The sequence below is a fragment of the Oceanobacillus arenosus genome, from assembly GCF_003369575.1.
GTDB lineage: Bacteria > Bacillota > Bacilli > Bacillales > Amphibacillaceae > Oceanobacillus > Oceanobacillus arenosus.
This window is the reverse complement of record NZ_PIOC01000014.1, coordinates 35610-55347: the sequence shown is the minus strand read 5'-3', so window position 1 is coordinate 55347 and position 19738 is coordinate 35610. Positions and strand designations below refer to the sequence as shown.

Sequence of the window (19738 nt, the reverse complement as noted above, 5' to 3'; positions counted from 1 at the left end):
AGTATATCTACATACATAGATATACTATGTATGTGATCAAAACATATTTTGCATGGAACTGAATTACCTGCTCCAATCCAGTTCCTTTACATTTATCAGTTAAGAAGCTCTATACTTCCAAATCCGATAAGTTATATTGATGCTCTCCTGCCCCATCGATATCCGACCCAGCTTATTGGATACAAGATTATCGTACAGAAAATACATATCATAATAAAGCGAACACTCAAAAGCGATCCAAACCACTCATATGGAATAAATTTAAACACAACTAAGTACATGAAGCCGATATTTGGTAAAATTGAAAATGCAAAGGTTTTTCTCAAAAGCTTGTATCCACCCTGACCAAATTCTTTTCCAATTTCATAGCCTAAAAGGGCCCAAAACAGCATATAGACTAGGATAACTAAAAATCTTGCATCCGAAAGTACCTCCCACAGATATTCAACCAAATCCCAGTCAAAGGCATTATAGCTAATTGTCAGCAGGATTCCACCAATAAAAATAGCGATATTAAGCAAGACAAATAGCCATTGGGTTTTCTTCGGTGTAATCGAGGTTTCTTGCTTCCACATCGCCGCAAGTTCCTTCGGCGTCCCTAATCTGTCTACGAGTACATCATATAGCGCTTCTTCATTCATTGACTCTTCTTCCTGCAGCAAATCATAGACATGCATTTCATACTCAAGCAGGATATTTTCCTTCTCTGAATAATCGCCGATTTCTTTCTCTAATTCCTTAAAGAAATGAGAGGAAGCGATGGATCTAAATAAATCTTCTTCTGAGGAACTCATGTTTCACTGTCCCCGATTAAATTGTTCATCACCTGCACATAACGATGCCATTCCGTTGTTCTTTCAGCAAGAATGTCTTTCCCCTCTAAGGTGATCCGATAATATTTACGTGCGGGGCCTTTTTCTTGCTCCTGCCAATAGTGTTCGATGTACTCCTGTTTTTCCATTTTATGAAGTGCAGGGTATAATGTCCCTTCCTTCATTTGCAGGCTATGGTCACTACGGCGATCCATTTCTTTTACTAATTGATAACCATACATGTCACGTTCATTTAATAGTTGTAAAACGAGAAGTGATGTACTCCCCTTCACAAGCTCACGATTAAACATTTTCTCACCTACCTAGAATTATTAGGTACCTTCACTATATAAAAATAATGGCTGTGTGTAAAGCATTTTTTTCTTCTTGGGTCAATTTTGTATCGTTAGCTGTTGTTTTGATAAAGTACGGACTAGTAGGAGCTATGTTGATTTCCACTCCGGACAGTCGCGCATCTGGAGGGCTCGAGCTGCGCCCCTAGCAAAGAACGCTGTGGTCTCAACATCTTCGCTTTTCCTGCAGGAGTCTCCTGTCCTCCGCTACAATCAACGGCCTTTAGAGAAAGAATGCTGACTCCTATTTTTAAGAAAATGCTAAAAATAACAACTTCACAAACCTAGCGGAAGAAATACACGGAGACTTCTGCGGGAAGAAGAGCCTAGGTGAGACTACGAAGTGCGACAGCGCGAGCTGGCTCACCAGCTCCCCTAAGATGCGCGTAGTGTATTTCTGGAGCGGCTGGCTGAGGAGCCCTTAGCTCATTAAACTAATCCGCACTTTATATAGATTACGAAATATTATTAATCACTTAAAAGCTACAATATTTTTTAGAAAGAGGTTTATAATAAATGAATGGGGGTAAACAATAAGTACAAGGCGAACTACCATTGAAATGAATGTTGTAAGTAACTTGTAGTTTGTGATGTACAACTTGTTTACAGATGAACTTCAATGAGGAGAAATGCACAGCCTTGGCGGAAAATTTACTTTTTAGCTTTTAGTAATTTGCTCGTCTAGGATCTGGTAATTTTGATTTCGTTCACGTGGCAAGATGAAAGAACGGTAAGTAATTTTTTGTGAAAGTGCTAATGGAAGCTGACTGACAAATTAGGAGGATTTGAAGCTGAGTAGTTTCAAACGTCTAGAACTGTATCGTATACAGTCAGACTACCCAAGCTGCATCGCATTGGCGAGCTTAGCAAGTGATTGTCGGTTAAACCAGTTTGGAAATGGAAAGATTGAAATTGGAAATAAACAATAAATTTTCCGTGTGCACCCTGTAATAACAGGGGTAGGAGGCATGTTCCCTGTGGGGACCATGCCTCTTTACTATTTTCTCACCCCAAGTTCAGTAGACAATCCACTCGATCATCATATATAATACTAGTAATTGAAAACGGAAGGGTGAACCAAGAGAACATGAAATACTAATCCTATTTTTTGAAAACATTCAACTGAAGGCATCTTTAAGAACAGAAGCTAATTCTGTCTTTTTAACGATGTCATAAACTGAATTTTTCAGAATAGGATTGGTGATTTCCTTGGTTTACAGGTGGGATGGATCTCTATATCCCTAATTATCTGTATCCCTTTATGCCTCCTATTCTGAATATGGCTAGGAGGCCTTTTTGTGTCTCCAACACAGAAGGAAATGGGGATGAGTGTATGACATTATTAGAAATAAACAACTTGAAATATTATGTAAAGGATCGGCTATTATTCAATATCGAGCATATCCAGATTGAAAATCGTGATCGGATCGGTTTAGTGGGAAGAAACGGGAGCGGCAAGACGACGTTATTGGAAATGCTCGCAGGAAAAAGGGCAATTAGCGAAGGGACAATCCATACCCAGGCAACTAAAGAGCTTCTTCCACAATTAAAGAACACAAATACAACACAAAGTGGCGGAGAAGTAACCCAAGAATATATCAACCGCTCCATCGCCAGGAAAACAAACATTTTACTTGCAGATGAACCAACAACTAATTTGGACACGGAGCATATCGAGAAATTAGAAAAACAGCTCACGAGGTGGCAAGGGGCATTAATTATCGTCTCCCATGACCGTGCCTTCTTAGACTCCATTTGTAATACGATTTGGGAGTTAGACAATGAAACAGTAACAGCATTCAAAGGCAACTACTCGGATTATATTGCACAGAAAGAAGTGGCACGGAAAAGCCAGGCAAATGCCTATGAGCAGTATGTAAATAAGAAAAGACAATTGGAGAATGCATTACAATTGAAGGAACAAAAGGCGCAACGAGCTACAAAGACGCCGAAAAGCGTGAGCAGATCTGAAGCGAGCATTACCGGTGCCAAACCTTATTTTGCAAAAAAACAAAAGAAATTGAATCAAGCTGCGAAGGCTATTGAAACTCGAATCGAGAAATTAGAAGAAGTAGAGAAGGTAAAAGAAGCTCCGCCAATAAAAATGGCTTTGCCTAATGAAGAAAGCTTCAAGGGACGGATCGTATTACGCGTAGAAAACCTGGAAGGAAAAATAAATGAACGCATCCTTTGGAATCCAGTTTACTTTCAGATAAAAGGTGGAGACAGGATTGGGATAATCGGCAAAAATGGGGTAGGAAAATCAACACTCATTAAAATGATTATCAATCATGAAGCTGGTATTTCCATCTCCCCTGCAATGGAAGCAGGATATTTTAGCCAAAATTTAGATGTTCTGGACCTTAATCAATCGATTTTGGAAAATGTCAGTTCGACATCGAAGCAGGACGAAACTTTAATTCGCACGGTTCTTGCTAGACTCCACTTTTACCGTGAAGATGTGTATAAAAAGGTGGAGGTCCTAAGTGGTGGGGAACGTGTAAAAGTAGCCTTTGCTAAATTATTTGTGCGTGATATTAACACGTTAATTTTAGATGAACCAACGAACTTTCTAGATATTGAAGCGGTCGAGGCATTGGAGGATCTTCTTGCCAATTATCAAGGAACCATTCTCCTTGTCTCCCACGATCGACGTTTTATTGCGACGATTGCCAATCGGATATTGTCGATTGAAGATCAAGAAATAAAGCTGTTTGAAGGAACATATGAAGCATATAAGAACGATGTTCCACAAATGGAACCCAATGCTGCCGAGGAAGAATTACTGCGAATTGAAACAAGAATTACGGAAGTGCTAAGCAAGCTTAGCTTCGAACCAACAGCGGAATTAGACCAGGAATTTCAACGTCTGCTTACAAAGAAAAGGGAATTCAAAAAAGAGTAATGGAAGCAAGCGCCAAATAAATTGGCGCTTGCTTTTTGAGTGCCTGTCACTCCCCGAGTTTTGTCGAATATCTGCGTGTGAATGGGAGATATCGGCGTATTTTCGAATATATCAGTATTTTACCTTTTATTCGTTCTCCTTTCTTTGATACAATATAATTAATTTTGATTATAAATCGTGAAATGAGGAAGAAGATATATGGCAGAGTATTATGAAGCTGCAATCCAGTTTGATCATGTCAATTATTCGGATCGCGGCACGCTAATATTAAAGGATATAAATGGTTTATTCCCAAAAGGCAAAATTACGACATTAGTCGGTCCTTCTGGCGCAGGAAAAACGACATTATTTAAGCTATGCAATCGACTTATTTCTCCTAACTCAGGGGAAATTCAGATTGATGGGAGGAAGATTGATCAATATAACCCGATTGAATTGCGCCAGAATGTTGGACTAGCACTCCAAAGCGCAACAATGATTCGCGGAACGGTCATGAAAAATCTTACATTGCCATTAACTTTGAAAGGGAGCGAACTTACAGAAAAAGATGCAAAGGAATTATTGCAGGATGTCGGGCTCGATGAGGAATTTTTAAATCGTAATGTGAAGGATTTATCTGGTGGTCAGCGCCAGAAGGTCTCGATTGCTCGTACCCTCGTTAATAAGCCAAAAATCTTATTACTTGACGAAATTACCTCTTCACTTGATCGCGTATCCCAGCAGGATATTGAAGCGCTGATTGTTAGAATCAATCAGAAATATGGCACGACAATTGTTTGGATCACTCATAATTTAACACAAGCTATAACGATTGGTGAATATTCATGGGTAATGATAGATGGCGAACTTATCGAATCAGGAGAAAGCTCCTTTCTTGATAACCCTCAGAATGATCAAGTTAAACAATTCATTAAGGGGGATTTAGCATGACATTTCTTACATTATCTCTAGCACTAATTTTTGTCCTAATCCCAATCATATTATCAAAAACACTGCAGTTAGAATTAGAAAAGGACACAATAATTGCAGCGGTTCGCTCAATTATCCAGTTGCTTGCAGTGGGATATATCCTACAATTCGTTTTTGATTCTCAGAGTATAATCTATATCACCTTAATGATCGTATTAATGATTGGTGCTGCAACACAAAACGCCCGTAGAAAAGGCGCTTCAATTAAAGGTATCACTTGGAAGTTAATTGTGACATTTATTTTTGTAGAGATATTAACACAAGGTATCTTACTAGGATTCCATATTACTCCAGCCGAAGCACAATACATTATCCCGATCAGCGGTATGATGATTGGAAATTCAATGGTGCTTTCAATTCTATTCCTTAATCGATTCATAGCAGAGATAGATGCTCATCAGGATGAAATAGAGCTTATCCTATCACTTGGTGGAACGTCAAAGCAAGCAATTCATTCACAATTAATTACTTCGATCAAGGCAAGTACAATTCCCACAATTGAAAGCCAGAAAACAATTGGGCTTGTCCAACTCCCTGGCATGATGAGTGGTCAAATTATTGCTGGCGCGGATCCCGTTCAAGCTGTGCAATTCCAATTACTCATTCTTTTCTTAGTCTTAACATCAGTGGTTGTAACGAGTGTGTTACTTGGGTTCCTCTCATATCCAACATTATTTAATAAACAAATGCAGTTATTGAAGGCGGAAGAGTGAGTTAGTATATTATAAGGTGCCTGTCACTCCCCGAATTTTGTCGAATAAATAGAAAACCCGAGCCAATACTGGCTCGGGTATTTATTATGCATTTTCTTGTTCAAAATAACTACAAACAACATTACCCACTGCTTTCGCGGAGACAAGAAGGGCATCTTCATCAATATCAAATTTAGGGTGATGATTGAAGTAAGGTTTTTCAACGCCCTTTGGTGTACAGCCGATGAAGAAATAGCAGCCTTTAATTTTCTCTAAATAATACGCAAAGTCTTCAGATGGGGATAGTTTCGGAAATTCTACCACTTCTTTCATATCCTGATCCTTGGAATTTTTTAATGCTTCGGCAACAAATGCAGTTACTTCTGGATCATTATACAATGGTGGGTAATCCGATGTGTATGTTAACTCACACGTTACACCAAATAATTCTTCAATTCCTTTTACAATACGGTGGAATTCTTTGTCAATGACTGCTTTCGCATCGTCATCAGAATAGCGAATATCTCCTTCGAGTTCAATGCTATCTTTTATTACATTAAAGCTTCCCTTACCATCAAAGGAACCGACTGTAATAACGCCCGCTTTCATTGGGTCCATTCTTCTGCTAATAACCGTCTGTACTGCAGTAACAAAATAAGCTCCAGCTACAATGGAATCATTGGCCATATGTGGTGAAGAACCATGTCCACCCGTTCCTTTAATTTTTAGTTTAAAGTATGAACGACCATTAAAGGAATATCCACTATGATAGCCAACCGTACCTGCTGGTGCAAGTGGAAGGATATGAATACCAAAGATATTGTCAAGATCATCTAAAACACCTGATTCAACAATACTTTTTGCGCCACCTGGTGGTTGTTCTTCTGCATGTTGGTGAATGATTTTAATCGTACCATTAATTTGATCCTTTAATTGAATAAGGCAATCTGCTAATACAAGCATGTATGCTGTATGTGCATCATGACCACAAGCATGCATAACCCCATCATTTTTCGATTTAAATGGGACGTCCGCTTCTTCTGTGATTGGCAATGCATCAAAGTCTGCTCTTAAACCAATCGTTTTACCAGGTTTTCCACCCTTAATGGTAACAATAATGCCATAGCCATTCCCTACATTCCGTTCAACTTCTACATCTTTTCCTTGGTAAAAATCAGCAATATAGTTCGCTGTTTTTTCTTCTTTAAAAGAAAGCTCAGGATTTTCGTGTAGATGTCTGCGAATTTTAATCATTTCATCCTTACGAGATTCTAACATTTCCATTAATTTACTTCTCATGATCTAACCACCCTTTAATTATTTTTCCAAAGCACCACTAAAAGTCGCGCGTTTTACATTTCCAATTGCTAATTATTAGCTTGGTTTCCAGCTGGTTATTTTTGAGGAGCATTAGATGTTTTACCCGCATTATTTGGAACCATAAAGATAACAGATAGTATTGCAATTATGCCAAAAATAACATTTACGGCCATACCAATTGCACCGGCTGATTCAAGATTTCCACTTGCTGCGATTGCACCATAAGTAGCTGCGGAAATTGCAACGCCGAATGCACCACCAAGTGAGCTTGCCATTTTATAAACTCCAGCTGCTTGCCCTACTTTGCCAGCAGGAGCATTCGATACAGATGTATCCGTTGATGGAGTCGCATAAAATCCAAGTCCGAGACCAAATAGTGTAAATCCAATGAATTCAGAAATTATATAACTAACACCTGGTAAGAAAGTTAAACCCATCAATGCCACACCAATTGTCGTAATGATGGTACCCCAGATCATTGGTAATTTTGCGCCTACTTTTTGTAATATTTTCTCTCCGACACGAATCATCACAAGCACAGCTACTAGATAACCTAGTGATAACAAACCTGCTTGAAATGAACTCATTCCACGACCTACTTGTACATACGTATTGGCTACAACTATCGCACCAGCAGTTGCATTTAACAAGAAATTAGAAATCGTCGCACCAGTATATGCCTTATTTTTAAATACAGCAAAGTCAATCAGTGCGATCTTTTTACCACTTTCAACTTTTATGAAAACAATCAAGCCTATGATTGTGACAACGATAAGAACAATGGAAGTCAGGCTTGTCCATCCAAGAGTTGCTCCGAAATTAATAAATACATTCAGAGCACACATGGTGATGATAAAAATGACTAAACCAGTGTAATCGAATTTAAAACCACCTTCAGATTCTTGTTTACTCTCTGGTGTAGCTTTCAATAGAAGCATACCAAGAATGGCAACTATGATAGAAATGATGAAAATCCATCTCCATCCCAAAGATGAGGCAATGGCACCGCCTAAGAATGAGGCAATCCCTGTTCCTCCCCAAGAACCGATGGACCAGTAACTTAGAGCACGCTGGCGATCTGCTCCTTCGAAATATTCTTTTATTAATGCAATGGTGGATGGCATAATAGCTGCACCCGAAAATCCTGTTAAGATACGTCCAATAATGAGCAATACTGCTCCATTAGCGAAAACTAGACAAAGTGAACCAATGATACTTAAAACAAAACCAATATTAGCCATCTTTTTACGACCAACTATATCTGCCAGTCCACCAGCAGCAACGATAAACAATCCTGAGAACAAGGACGTTAAACTAATGGCAATGTTCACTGTTCCAAGTGAAACGCCCAAATCTTTTTGAACAGCAGGAACCACATTTAGTAATGCTTGTGCAAATAGCCAGAATGTAAGAACACCAAACACAATTCCTGTGATCATTTTATTTGTACCTTTGTAACCTGACTCCATAATATAAATACCCTCCTACATAATTTAAAGCTTATGACAAATAAGAACTTGCTAGGTAAGATTTACGCTTTTCTCTACCAAGCAATCGAATAATTTAGATGGTTTTATTATTACCATCCTCTCCTTACATATTTACTAAAATATAAATTGGATAATAGTGCTGATTTGTATTGAAAAGTTTTGAGCTCTTTTCTTTTCACATTCTTATTGTAAAAGATTTCCTGTATTTGGATAAGTTATTATTTATCCCTTTTAAGAAAATATCCCCCTCTTTTTTCTACTATAAAATATACTAGTCAATAAATAACCGTTCTTTTTATACATGCGAAAGAGGATTGACAAATTTTGTCAATCCTCTTTCCCCCTCACAGGTCCTTAATTAAACATTCATGAATCGAAAGTGATTAAAGCATGTGTTAAATCAAAGCTTTACGAATATCAAAGAAGTGTATCGCATTTATCGATAAATAGGAGTAAAACGACCATTCCCCAGTGATCGTTTCATCAAATATTTCCAAGGATGGCCGACTTGTTTGGATAATATAATCGATGACTTCCATATCCATGCCGTATGCACTATTTAGCTCCCACCATTTCGTATACAATGCGCCATTATTTTTATCAAATACATGTTTACGAATCTGATACTCTCCTTGCTCCATATTCGTGATTATTACATGAATATCCTTGTTTAATTTTTTAAGAAATGTGTCCTCAATAGAATAATACGGATTAATAATGTTACTATTCATTAACAATAATTGATATCCCCGATCATTTTTTGTCATAATATAATCTGCACCACTAACAACGATTTCTCCCTCCAGTCGCTCTAGAAATTGCATAGCAAAATATGCTGGTCTCTTTCCGTTAAAGTAATGAAAAAGCTCTAATCCTTCAATTGGAATATTCCGCTCTTTTCTTCCTTTCTCATGTTGCTCCGTATTAATCCAGAACCCGATCGATTCAATTTTATCTGCTACCTCAAAGGCATTTTTAAGTACTAAAGCCCCTCTGAAGAAAGTCCCGTTCGTATGTCTTGTATTTCCCGAAAGTGTATTCCAGCTAATTAAATGGAGCGGCCGTTCCTTCTTATGATGCAATAAATAAGTGAGCAATTTATCTGTCTTCTCTTTTATATAGCCCTCCGCTAAAGAGAAACGGTCATCACCAAGCTCTTCAAAATTTATTACTTCGTTTTGGTTTGCCTCATAGCCAAAGAAATCTATTGGAACATCATCTGTGATTAACCATTCATGCTGCGCGCTTGTCTTTCCTCTTTTAAATGCAAAGGGGAAGTAAGAACCCACAGAAATATGGGGAGCATACACCTTTAACGCTTGATAGAGTTTCATATACACCCGTTCCAAATTATTCCCACTTACAGCTGTTGGATAAGATTCATAAAACATAAAATGCCATGTTTCTAAATAAGCTTTCCCATAAACATTAATACAATGACTCATAAATTTATGTAGTTCTGTAAAATAACTTTCCTCGTCTGCCGATATTTCCTTATAATTTACCCGAACAAATAATGATAAATTATTTTTCTTAAGAAAATTCAATGCGAAATCAGCATTATAATATGGAGAGGTCGTTGCAATTATCTCGTCTGTTTCAACAGGAGGAATGAGTGTCGAACCTTTAATTAAATTACGAACACCAATGTTTTCAAGCCTTATGTCCTTAGCAACCATCAATATTTGTGATCGAACGCTTTCCTTCAGTAGTTCTCTCAATTGGCCAATCATCAAATTATGCTTCGGACGATGTATTTGACTAGTGGTAACATGAGATAAATCGAGCATTAATTCTTCTGATTTTGTTTCTGTATTATTATAAGTGTCATTAGATTTTGCTAATATTGCACCTAATCTTTCGAGAATACTTGGTGAATTTATTATTTCCGATGCATCTTCTAAATCATAGTGCTTAACCGAATCCATTCTCTCCACTTGATGCTTTTCTCGGTAATTTTTTGGTGTTTCTTCGTAAATTTCCTTAAATAATGTCGCAAATGACTTTGTGTTCGGAAAGCCATTTTTCATCGCGATTTGCGAAATGGAATTTGACGTATACAGTAGATCCTTCAATGAATGCTCAAGGCGAATATTCATTAAATAGCGATTAAATCCAGTACCTATTTTTTTCTTAAAGTAGCGAGATAAATACCCTGAAGATAAATAAAAGTTATGTGCTATTTCTTCCAGAGTGATCAATTGATCATAGTTTTTTTCCATATAAGCTATTATTTGGGTCAGTCGTTCGTCCTTTGTATCAATTTTTTCATGCAAGCTTCCTTTTTGTTTGAAACGACGAATCAAAATTAATAATAGTTCACTTATAAATGCTTGGATTTCGATTTGATAGCTTTCATCACGACGATAGTAGGTAAGCATTAGTTCAACTAATAATTTGCGAAGCTTTCCAACCATTAGTTCTCTACCCATATCGATTTCCCTTGAATAGCATTCAAATAGACTTGTTCGATAAGAAGAATAGGCTTTATCCATATAGACATCAGAAATATTCAGCATTAATACGCTATTTTGTTCGCTTCCTTTTACTTGAAAAAACTGATTTCTGTTAATCACAAGTAAATCATTTTCCTTCAATGGATAATACCTGCTATTGGTTTCAACCGTTATTTCGCCACTTATCACAAGCACTACTTGTATGCCCTTACTGATTCTAGGTGCCAATAATTCAATTTGCTGTAAACTGATACTATAATCATCCGTTATCGGTTTATTCATCTTTCCACCCTAGCTTTCATTTGTATACTGAATCTTACAGTTAAGTTTATCTTGATTGCCATTATGATTGCAATTAATAGGCAAAGAAGAAAAGGGAATGATTGGCCTAAGGCCATCATTCCCTTTTTATCACTATTTTAGCTTATTCTGCATCCGAAACAACGGTAAAACGTTCATTTACATGTGCAGCATTTTCGATTTCATCTACAATTGCAATTGCATAATCTGCATAACTTACATGGCTCGCGCCTTGTGCATTGACAATGAGATTATCTTGTCCCGCTTTGTATGTGCCAGTCCGTTTGCCTTCAGGATTGAAGAAAGCTGCAGGGCTTAAGAAAGTCCATTTGATTCCTGATGCGTTTTGTAGATCCTCAAGATTTTTTCCTTGATTAGACGCAATAGATTTAAATGCATCTGGGAATTCAGGCGTATCAATTAAACGCGTTGTTTTCGCTTCATCAACATAAAGGCTGCCTGCTCCGCCGACAACGATTAATCTTGTTTCTTTAGCACCTTGAAGTGCTGTAATTAATACTCTTCCAAATTCAACATGTTGTTCAGCTGTATCTGGAGCTGTACCAAATGCATTGACAACCACGTCAAACGGCTGTAAATCTTCTGCAGTTAATTGGAATAAATCTTTTTCAACAACTGCTACATCTTTATCCGCTAATTTCGCAGCATTTCGAACAATCGCCGTTACTTCATGCCCTCTTTCTTTTGCTTCCTTCAAAATCAGATTACCTGCTTTACCTGTTGCACCAATAATTCCTACCTTCATTAATAAAACCTCCTAAGTATATTTTGATGTAACCTTTATAGTTACATCATTAAGAAAAAATGGGCAATATTAGCCAATTTTTTTATTTAACACTTTAACTAACTCTTCCATTGTCACCTCGTCCAGAATATTCTCCATTGCGTCTTGCGCCTTAAACAAGATCAATTCAAGCACACCTTGAATATTCGCACCAACAACACAATTCGGATTCGGGTCATTATGAAATTGAAACAGTTCCCCTTCTTCCACAACTTCCACAGCACGATAAATATCAAGCAGTGTAATTTGATCCAAAGGTATCAACAGTTCTGCTCCACCAGGGCCACGATGAATGGCAATCATTCCAGCACTTTTTAGTTTGCCCATAACTTTTCGAATAATAACCGGATTCGTATTAACACTTTCGGCAATATACTCCGATGTACATCTTGTTGTTCTTTCAATTGTAACGAGTGATAATATATGAACCGCTATGGTAAATCTGCTGCTGATTTTCATTTTCGCAACCTCCTGTTGTAACCATTATAGTTACATCTGATAAAGATGTCAATATTCTACTGCAAATATGTACATCCTAATGATTGACATTTGGTCATAGATTCGCTATATTATACTTAATTAAATATATTTTAATTCAAAATAAATTATTTTCTACATCCTATGAAAGGGAGGTTCCATTATGGGTGAGCAATTATCATTAAAAGCCTTTGTCGTTTTAATGAAGGCATCAAAGTCGATAGAAGAACTTATCAAAAAGGATATTAGCGGTCACGGCATGAAATCATCGGACTTTGCAGTAATCGAAGCAGTATACAGCAAAGGGAAACAAACCATTCGACAGATTTCTGAAGCGGTACTTATCAATACAGGTTCCATTACCTATGTGATTGACAAATTGGAAAAGAATGGACTAGTAGAAAGGATTAATTGTAAAGATGATCGCAGGGTTGTCTATATACAAATAACAGACAAAGGAAAAGAGCTAATGGATGAAGTGTTCCCTAAGCACCAGCAAGTCATTGAAACACTATTTGAGGATATCACACCTGAAGAGAAACAAATCGTAATCGACGTCCTTAAAAAGGTTGGAAAGAAAGGAGAGACATTACGATGAAACAAACAGCAGGAATTCATCATATAACAGCAATTGTTGGTCACCCACAGGAAAATGTTGATTTTTACGCTGGAGTACTAGGTTTACGACTTGTCAAGAAAACGATCAACTTTGATGATCCAGGAACATACCACCTTTACTTCGGAAATGACGGTGGGAAACCAGGAACGATTATCACATTCTTCCCTTGGGCAAATGCATATCAAGGAAAGATCGGTGGTGGGCAAGTTGGGGAAACGACGTACATTATCCCACCTGGTTCCTTGCACTTCTGGGAAACAAGACTAGCAAAATTCAGCATTAAATTCGAAAAGACAGAGCGATTTGGCGAAACCTACCTGGAATTTGCAGATGTACACGGTCTGCAGTTAGCGCTCGTTGAAAGAGAATCTGGCGACAATAATAATTGGACCATTGGTGACGTGACACCAGATGTTGCAATCAAAGGATTCGGTGGTGCTATCCTACTATCTACTAATCCAGAGCAAACAGCTAAGACATTACAAGATGTGATGGGTTTGGAGAAAATTGGTGTAGAGGGTGACCTAATCCGTTTCAAATCTTACGGGGATATTGGTAATATTATTGATCTCAAGGCTACTCCAATCGATCGTGGGCAAATGGGCGTTGGAACGGTTCACCATATTGCATGGCGTGCTAAAGATGACGCAGATCAACTCGAATGGCAAAACTTTGTGAGCAATCAAGGATACGGGGTAACCCCAGTTCGGGATCGAAACTATTTCAATGCCGTCTATTTCCGTGAACATGGAGAAATTTTATTTGAAATTGCAACAGATCCACCAGGTTTTGCACATGATGAGTCATATGAAACGATGGGAAATGATTTAAAATTACCATCACAATATGAACAATATCGTGAACAGCTTAATCAAACATTAATTCCGATTGAGATTAGAAATTTGGATAAATAATTAGAATGGGGGGAAACGCGATGCTATCCTTTGATCCAAAAGAAAATACTGAGCGCGAAAACTACAAATTACTTATCGGCAGCATCATCCCAAGACCAATCGCATTTGTGACAAGTGTTGCGAAGGATGGAACCGTCAATGCTGCCCCATTCAGCTATTTTAATATCGTCTCTTCTAATCCGCCAATGCTTTCTATTTCTACACAACGCAAAAATGGCAAAAGGAAAGACACTGCTCAAAATATAATCGATAATCAAGCATTCGTTGTTCACATTGTTGATGTGGATAATGTAGCAGAGATTAATAAAACGGCTGCATCGCTCCCACCACATATTAGTGAATTAACCGTAGCAAATTTAACACTCATTGATAGCGAAGCAATTTCTGTGCCTGGCATTAAAGAAGCTAAAGTTCGCTTTGAATGTACATTGGAACAAGCGATTGAATTAGGCCAAGAGGATTCGATTGGAACCGACCTTATTATCGGTAAGATTATCCGTTTCCATATCGATGAAGCAATCTATGAAGAAGGAAGAATAAACACCAAGAAACTTGGCGCGATTAGCCGACTTGCTGGGCAGAACTATGCCAAAATCGGTGATATATTTTCTATTGAAAGACCGAAATAAATTGGGGGAGTAAATCCAGTACAACTTTTTTAAATATGATCGATATCAAGCTCTCACCCTCTGGCCACGGGCTTGCTGACGCTGGAACGGTTAATCATATTGCTTATCGGACTACAGATGACTTTGAACACGAGCAATTCAGGAAATTTGTCAGCGAAAGTGAATTCCATCCAACGGAAATCCTTGATCGTAATAATTTTTATGCACTGTATTTCTTAGAAAACTCGTTTACCACCAATCAATGTTAAATCAGGAAGGGAGAATCATTAAATGAAACACATATTTCAAAAAGGAATAGATAGTGAAAAACCAACATTGCTACTGCTACACGGTACAGGAGGAACAGAACAGGACCTCCTTCAATTGGCAGAAATCGTTGATAAAGAGGCAAATGTATTAAGTGTCCGAGGGAATGTCCTGGAAAACGGCATGCCCCGCTTCTTTAAAAGACTAGCTGAAGGTGTATTTGATGAAGAAGATCTTGTATTCCGTACGAAGGAATTAAATGAATTTCTTGATGAAGCAGCAGCAAAATACGAGTTTGACCGCGATAATATTGTGGCAATTGGTTACTCCAATGGTGCAAATATCGCAGCAAGTTTACTCTTTCACTACCAAGATGCATTAAAGGCAGCTATTTTGCATCATCCAATGGTCCCAAGAAGGGGAATTGAATTGCCAAACCTTTCAAGCAAAGGAGTCTTCATAGCTGCAGGTACTAACGATCCAATCTGCCCTTCCACGGAATCAGAGGAATTGAAAGCATTATTAGAAAATGCTGGTGCAAGTGTCGAATTACACTGGGAAAATCGCGGCCACCAATTAACAATTGATGAAGTAAAAGCAGCAACGAAATGGTTTAAAGGCCTAATTTCAAATGAAGCATAAGAGGTTTGATTGAACGATCCCCTGGCAATAATAGTTGCCAGGGGATCTTTTCTGGAGAGATGTTTAGACGCTTGGACTGTCGAGTGATATCTCGGCTCTCCTGCTGATATCATTTTTCTCCTACCGATCTCTTCGCTCTCCTGCTGATATTCCTATCCCCCAAACCGACAAACAAAAAATCCCTGCCAAAGTTCAATCTGAACCTCAACAGGGATTGGTTATACATTTCTTACTTGCTTAGCCACTTCACGGCGTACCACTGGTGCTACCTTTGTAGCTAGGAGTTCAATTGTGTTCGCAATATGGCTGAACGGCATTCCGCCAATATCCATTTGCAGCATAAACCGTTTATGACCAAACATTTCATGCTGGTAAAGAATCTTTTCCGTTACTTCCTGTGGGCTTCCGATAAACATAACATTTTCGGCTCGTGTCATGTAATCAAATGCTACACGAGAAACCTCACCACGCTGACCGCGTTGTTTACTCATATACTGCATGTACTGTGCGTAATAAGGATAGAATGCATCCTTCGCTTCCTCCATCGAATCAGCAATAAAGCCATGCCCGGTAACCCCAACCTTTAGATCACCTTCAGCATTTCCAGCTAGTCTTCCTGCTCTTTGATATGCATCAATCAGTGGTAAAAATCGTTCATGCTCCCCGCCAATCATCGCAATCGTTAGACCAGTCCCATATTTCCCAGCTCTTGCTGCGCTTGAAATCGTTCCGCCTACCCCAGTCCAAATCGGTAGTTTGTCTTGTGCAGGACGTGGTGCAATTTCGGAGTTATTCAGGGATGAGCGGTATTTTCCACTCCATGTTACCCTTTCACTTTCATTCAATTTCATTAATAATTGTAAATGCTCTTCAAACAGTGCATCGTAGTCATCAAAGTGATAGCCAAACAGTGGGAAGGACTCTACGAATGCGCCACGGCCTGCTGTTATTTCCGCTCTTCCGTTTGAAATCAAATCGAGTGTAGCAAATTCCTCAAAAAGCCTTACAGGATCCACAGTATTTAATACAGTCGTTGCACTTGTAAGTTTAATGTTTTTCGTAACTTGAGCAATTGCCGAAAGCACCATTTGTGGAGAGGATATGGCATAATCCAGACGATGATGCTCCCCAATCCCAAATACGTCCAATCCCGCCTGATCTGCTAGCTTTGCAGCCTCAATTATTTCATGTGTTCTTTCGCCAGCACTAATTGTTTCTCCTGTTAAAGGGTCTGTCACAATATCTCCTAATGTATAGATACCAATTTCAAATGGTGTCTGATCATCTTGATGTGTAGTCATCGAATTCCTCCAAAAATAAACTTAACTTTTAGTAATATAAAGAGCTCCTCCTATATGAAATGAGGAGCTCCTTTCTATTTGCTTATACTCTTAATTGAATTACATTTCCAGATGGATCTTCGGTCACATAATAGTCCTGCTCACGCACAACAGTTGCTCCAACTTGCTGCAATTGCTCAATGATCCCGGCTCTAGTAGCTTCGTCAGGAAACATTAACGTAAACCAGTTAAGTCCAACACTATTTTTAGCCGGCGCCTTTGCACCAACACCATTCCAAGTATTTAAACCAATATGATGGTGATAGCCATTTGTTGAAGTGAATAGCGCACCTGGGAATTTTGTCGTAATATTAAATCCAAGACCTTTCATATAAAACGTATCTGCCTTGTCTAAATCGGAAACATGCAAATGAATATGTCCCATTAGTGTATTCTCTGGCATTCCCTTCCACTCTTGGTTCGTTTCTGCAAGTAAACTGTCCCCGTCGAGTGCAACAGTTGCCATATCGACGATACTATCTGCCCAACTCCATTCAGAAGCAAGACGATCATGCGCAATTTCAATGCCATTTCCATCAGGATCATCAAAATATAATGCTTCACTCACATAGTGATCAGACGCTCCTAATCGCATTTGGCCCCCTGTTGCTTGAATAATATGCTTTAAGAATGCAGATAGATCTGCACGAGATGGTAATAGAATCGCAAAATGGTATAACCCAGTTGTTCTTTCCTCTTTAGGCAACACGCCTGCTGGCTGCTCTATTGTTAATAAAGGTGTTTTTCCGTCTGCAGATAACACTGCTCTGTCATTCGATTGGTCGATTACTTTAAATCCCATAAAATCGCGATAATACGTAATTGAACGCTCCAAATTCGTTACATTAATATTAACTTGCCCTACATAGATCGATGGTTTTTCAAAAAATTTCTTTTCCATAATATCTCGTCCTCTTTCATAGCTTATTTTATTTCACTTTTCCACATTACTTTATTGTAAGATGAAAACCGAGTAATTGTATTGATACTTAATTATAAATTAAAACCAAGTTACTTTATGTAAGTATTATATAAATACATTGATATTATGTCAAGCATATTTTCACCATAGGGTATAAAAGTCAAATTTAGTCTATTTCTAATGCTCGTATATTATAATAGAGGGAAGACATCTTATTGATTTTAATATGGGGTGAATATGAATGATAAAATGTGTCGTAACAATACCAGCTCTCAATCCAACAGAAATATTAATAGATTATGTTGAAACCTTAGCAAAAAATGGAATCGCGCATATTGTTGTCGTGAACGACGGTAGCAGCGAGGATTCTTTATCGACTTTTAATGAATTAAGTCAACAGGCATATTGCACCGTTCTTACACATGAACGCAATCTAGGAAAAGGAAGGGCATTAAAAACCGCCTTTGCTTACATTAGCGAGCATTTCAACGATATGTCTGGAGTTATAACCGCTGATGCGGATGGGCAGCATGCTATAGAAGATGTAATCAAGATCGCTACTTTATTAGTTCCCAATGAAAATAAAATGATTCTGGGGGTTCGTGACTTTAATCGACCAGACGTGCCGAAGAAGAGTATTTTCGGTAATAAAATAACGCGTTTTATCTTCTACAAGTTATTCAAGGAAAAATTAGTAGACACACAAACAGGACTTCGAGGAATCGCAATCCACGACCTTCCATGGCTCCTTCAGCTAAGAGGCGAACGATATGAATATGAAATTAATATGTTAATTAATACCATTGAAAGAAAAATTCCCATACAAGAAGTAGAGATTAAAACTCTTTACTTTGACAACAATGCCGGATCCTATTATAAATCCGTTCGAGATTCGCTCAGCATTATCACTAGAATCACCTCTGGTTTTTTCCGAAGAAGGTCGCTTTTTGACTCGGAAAAATCAGAACAGATTGGTGAAAAATAATGCAAAAGAAGTATGGCCTGTTTTTCCGATTCAACCGTTCACTTGTTCGAATGGTCTTTCCTAAATATCATGTTCAGCTTCCAAAGACGGAACATGAACCTGTTGTCTATATTTCCCATCATCAAAATCTGTTCGGTCCTTTCGTCATGTTGAACTCTTTCCCAAAGACGGTTCGCACTTGGATGCTTCATGACTTCCTTGATCAGCAAGCATGCTATAAACAATATGCGGATTATACATTTACAGAAAGATTCGGCTGGAATAAGTATCTCGCAAGGTTGATTGCCTTGCCTATCTCCTTCTTCATTCCTAAACTATTAAAATCAGGAAGAGGGATTCCTGTTTACCGAGGGTCTAGGGAGATATTACAAACCTTCAAGATTAGTGTTGAGGCATTAATGGATGGCAATCCAATTGCCATTTTTCCTGATGTTGATTATAGTGATTCGTCATCGACTGTTACCGAACTGTATGATGGATTTCTCTACTTAGAAAAATATTATTTCAATAAAACTGGAAAACATATTTGCTTTATTCCAACGTATGTCAGTAAACACCTAAAAACAATTGTAGCAGGAGAAAAGATTTATTTTCGTGGTGAAATTCCTTTTAAAGAGGAACGCAAAATAGTGCTAGGAAGAATGAAAGAGAATCTGAATCAATTGGCGGAGAAGAGTGGGGATCGGTAGCTTGATAATGCCCTCCCCGATTCACCGCCTTTTTTGATGATAAATATTGAAACAGCGCTATACGACTACCAAAAATAGTCTCTTTTCATTTTCATTAATTTGTACTATACTATGCAATGGCTTTAAAAAGAAACGTGGTTCGAGACCCTCCCACGCTAAAAAACTAAGGAGAG

The 19738-nt window shown here is 38.1% G+C and carries 18 protein-coding genes and 1 riboswitch; of the genes, 9 read left to right on the top strand and 9 right to left on the bottom strand.

The features are described 5' to 3' along the window. Positions 1–131 precede the first annotated feature (131 nt). The gene (locus CWR48_RS08360; RefSeq protein WP_115772782.1) at positions 132–794 is read right to left on the bottom strand and encodes an HAAS signaling domain-containing protein; all 663 of its coding nucleotides are present in this window, start codon (positions 792–794) and stop codon (positions 132–134) included. Then, the gene (locus tag CWR48_RS08355; RefSeq protein WP_115772781.1) at positions 791–1123 is read right to left on the bottom strand and encodes a PadR family transcriptional regulator; all 333 of its coding nucleotides are present in this window, start codon (positions 1121–1123) and stop codon (positions 791–793) included. Before CWR48_RS08355 ends, CWR48_RS08360 begins: the two co-directional genes overlap by 4 nt. Before the next feature lie 1375 nt (positions 1124–2498). Between CWR48_RS08355 and CWR48_RS08350 the strand changes: the two genes are divergently transcribed. From CWR48_RS08350 to CWR48_RS08340, 3 genes are all read left to right on the top strand, one after another. After that, positions 2499–4070, top strand: a complete 1572-nt coding sequence (locus CWR48_RS08350; RefSeq protein WP_115772780.1) for a Vga family ABC-F type ribosomal protection protein — start codon at positions 2499–2501, stop codon at positions 4068–4070. A 198-nt stretch (positions 4071–4268) separates the two neighbouring features. Further along, entirely contained in the window at positions 4269–5000 is a 732-nt protein-coding gene (locus tag CWR48_RS08345; protein WP_115772779.1) for an ABC transporter ATP-binding protein, read from the top strand. Next, on the top strand, positions 4997–5752 hold the full coding sequence (locus tag CWR48_RS08340) for an ABC transporter permease (protein ID WP_115772778.1): 756 nt from the start codon (positions 4997–4999) through the stop codon (positions 5750–5752). The genes CWR48_RS08345 and CWR48_RS08340 overlap by 4 nt, the downstream gene beginning before the upstream one ends. Positions 5753–5836: 84 nt before the next feature. On the opposite strand, the gene CWR48_RS08335 is transcribed toward CWR48_RS08340, so the two are convergent. The 5 genes from CWR48_RS08335 to CWR48_RS08315 all read right to left on the bottom strand — a co-directional run bounded on the left by CWR48_RS08335 (position 5837) and on the right by CWR48_RS08315 (position 12561). Beyond that, positions 5837–7030 carry an amidohydrolase gene (locus CWR48_RS08335; RefSeq protein ID WP_115772777.1) on the bottom strand — a complete coding sequence of 398 codons (1194 nt, stop codon included), beginning with the start codon at positions 7028–7030 and terminating at the stop codon, positions 5837–5839. A 95-nt stretch (positions 7031–7125) separates the two neighbouring features. Then, positions 7126–8523 carry an MFS transporter gene (locus CWR48_RS08330; RefSeq protein ID WP_281270263.1) on the bottom strand — a complete coding sequence of 466 codons (1398 nt, stop codon included), beginning with the start codon at positions 8521–8523 and terminating at the stop codon, positions 7126–7128. A gap of 413 nt (positions 8524–8936) precedes the next feature. Then, positions 8937–11279 (bottom strand): helix-turn-helix domain-containing protein, encoded by a 2343-nt coding sequence (locus tag CWR48_RS08325; protein WP_115772775.1) that lies wholly within the window; start codon positions 11277–11279, stop codon positions 8937–8939. A 142-nt stretch (positions 11280–11421) separates the two neighbouring features. After that, positions 11422–12063: an NAD(P)-dependent oxidoreductase gene (locus CWR48_RS08320; protein ID WP_115772774.1), complete on the bottom strand. Its 642-nt coding sequence runs from the start codon at positions 12061–12063 to the stop codon at positions 11422–11424. Positions 12064–12132: 69 nt separating this feature from the next. Next, a complete protein-coding gene (locus tag CWR48_RS08315; RefSeq protein WP_115772773.1) occupies positions 12133–12561 on the bottom strand; it encodes an Rrf2 family transcriptional regulator in 429 nt (142 codons plus the stop codon). Positions 12562–12742: 181 nt separating this feature from the next. Between CWR48_RS08315 and CWR48_RS08310 the strand changes: the two genes are divergently transcribed. The 4 genes from CWR48_RS08310 (at position 12743) to CWR48_RS08290 (ending at position 15629) form a co-directional block, all read left to right on the top strand. Further along, positions 12743–13177: a MarR family winged helix-turn-helix transcriptional regulator gene (locus CWR48_RS08310; RefSeq protein WP_115772772.1), complete on the top strand. Its 435-nt coding sequence runs from the start codon at positions 12743–12745 to the stop codon at positions 13175–13177. After that, positions 13174–14112: a ring-cleaving dioxygenase gene (locus CWR48_RS08305; RefSeq protein ID WP_115772771.1), complete on the top strand. Its 939-nt coding sequence runs from the start codon at positions 13174–13176 to the stop codon at positions 14110–14112. Before CWR48_RS08310 ends, CWR48_RS08305 begins: the two co-directional genes overlap by 4 nt. A 20-nt stretch (positions 14113–14132) precedes the next feature. Further along, a complete protein-coding gene (locus CWR48_RS08300; RefSeq protein ID WP_115772770.1) occupies positions 14133–14741 on the top strand; it encodes a flavin reductase family protein in 609 nt (202 codons plus the stop codon). 270 nt (positions 14742–15011) lie between these two features. Continuing rightward, positions 15012–15629 carry an alpha/beta hydrolase gene (locus CWR48_RS08290; RefSeq protein ID WP_115772768.1) on the top strand — a complete coding sequence of 206 codons (618 nt, stop codon included), beginning with the start codon at positions 15012–15014 and terminating at the stop codon, positions 15627–15629. 218 nt (positions 15630–15847) lie between these two features. On the opposite strand, the gene CWR48_RS08285 is transcribed toward CWR48_RS08290, so the two are convergent. Both CWR48_RS08285 and CWR48_RS08280 read right to left on the bottom strand, forming a co-directional pair. Next, complete coding sequence (locus CWR48_RS08285) at positions 15848–16930, bottom strand: LLM class flavin-dependent oxidoreductase (RefSeq protein ID WP_115772767.1); 1083 nt, start codon at positions 16928–16930, stop codon at positions 15848–15850. Between the two features lie 82 nt (positions 16931–17012). Next, positions 17013–17870, bottom strand: coding sequence for a VOC family protein (locus tag CWR48_RS08280; RefSeq protein ID WP_115772766.1), 858 nt, complete (start codon positions 17868–17870; stop codon positions 17013–17015). A 262-nt stretch (positions 17871–18132) separates the two neighbouring features. Between CWR48_RS08280 and CWR48_RS08275 the strand changes: the two genes are divergently transcribed. Then, positions 18133–18876: a glycosyltransferase family 2 protein gene (locus tag CWR48_RS08275; RefSeq protein WP_115772765.1), complete on the top strand. Its 744-nt coding sequence runs from the start codon at positions 18133–18135 to the stop codon at positions 18874–18876. Further along, positions 18876–19565 (top strand): lysophospholipid acyltransferase family protein, encoded by a 690-nt coding sequence (locus CWR48_RS08270; RefSeq protein WP_115772764.1) that lies wholly within the window; start codon positions 18876–18878, stop codon positions 19563–19565. The genes CWR48_RS08275 and CWR48_RS08270 overlap by 1 nt, the downstream gene beginning before the upstream one ends. Positions 19566–19693: 128 nt before the next feature. Continuing rightward, positions 19694–19738, top strand: a riboswitch (PreQ1 riboswitch).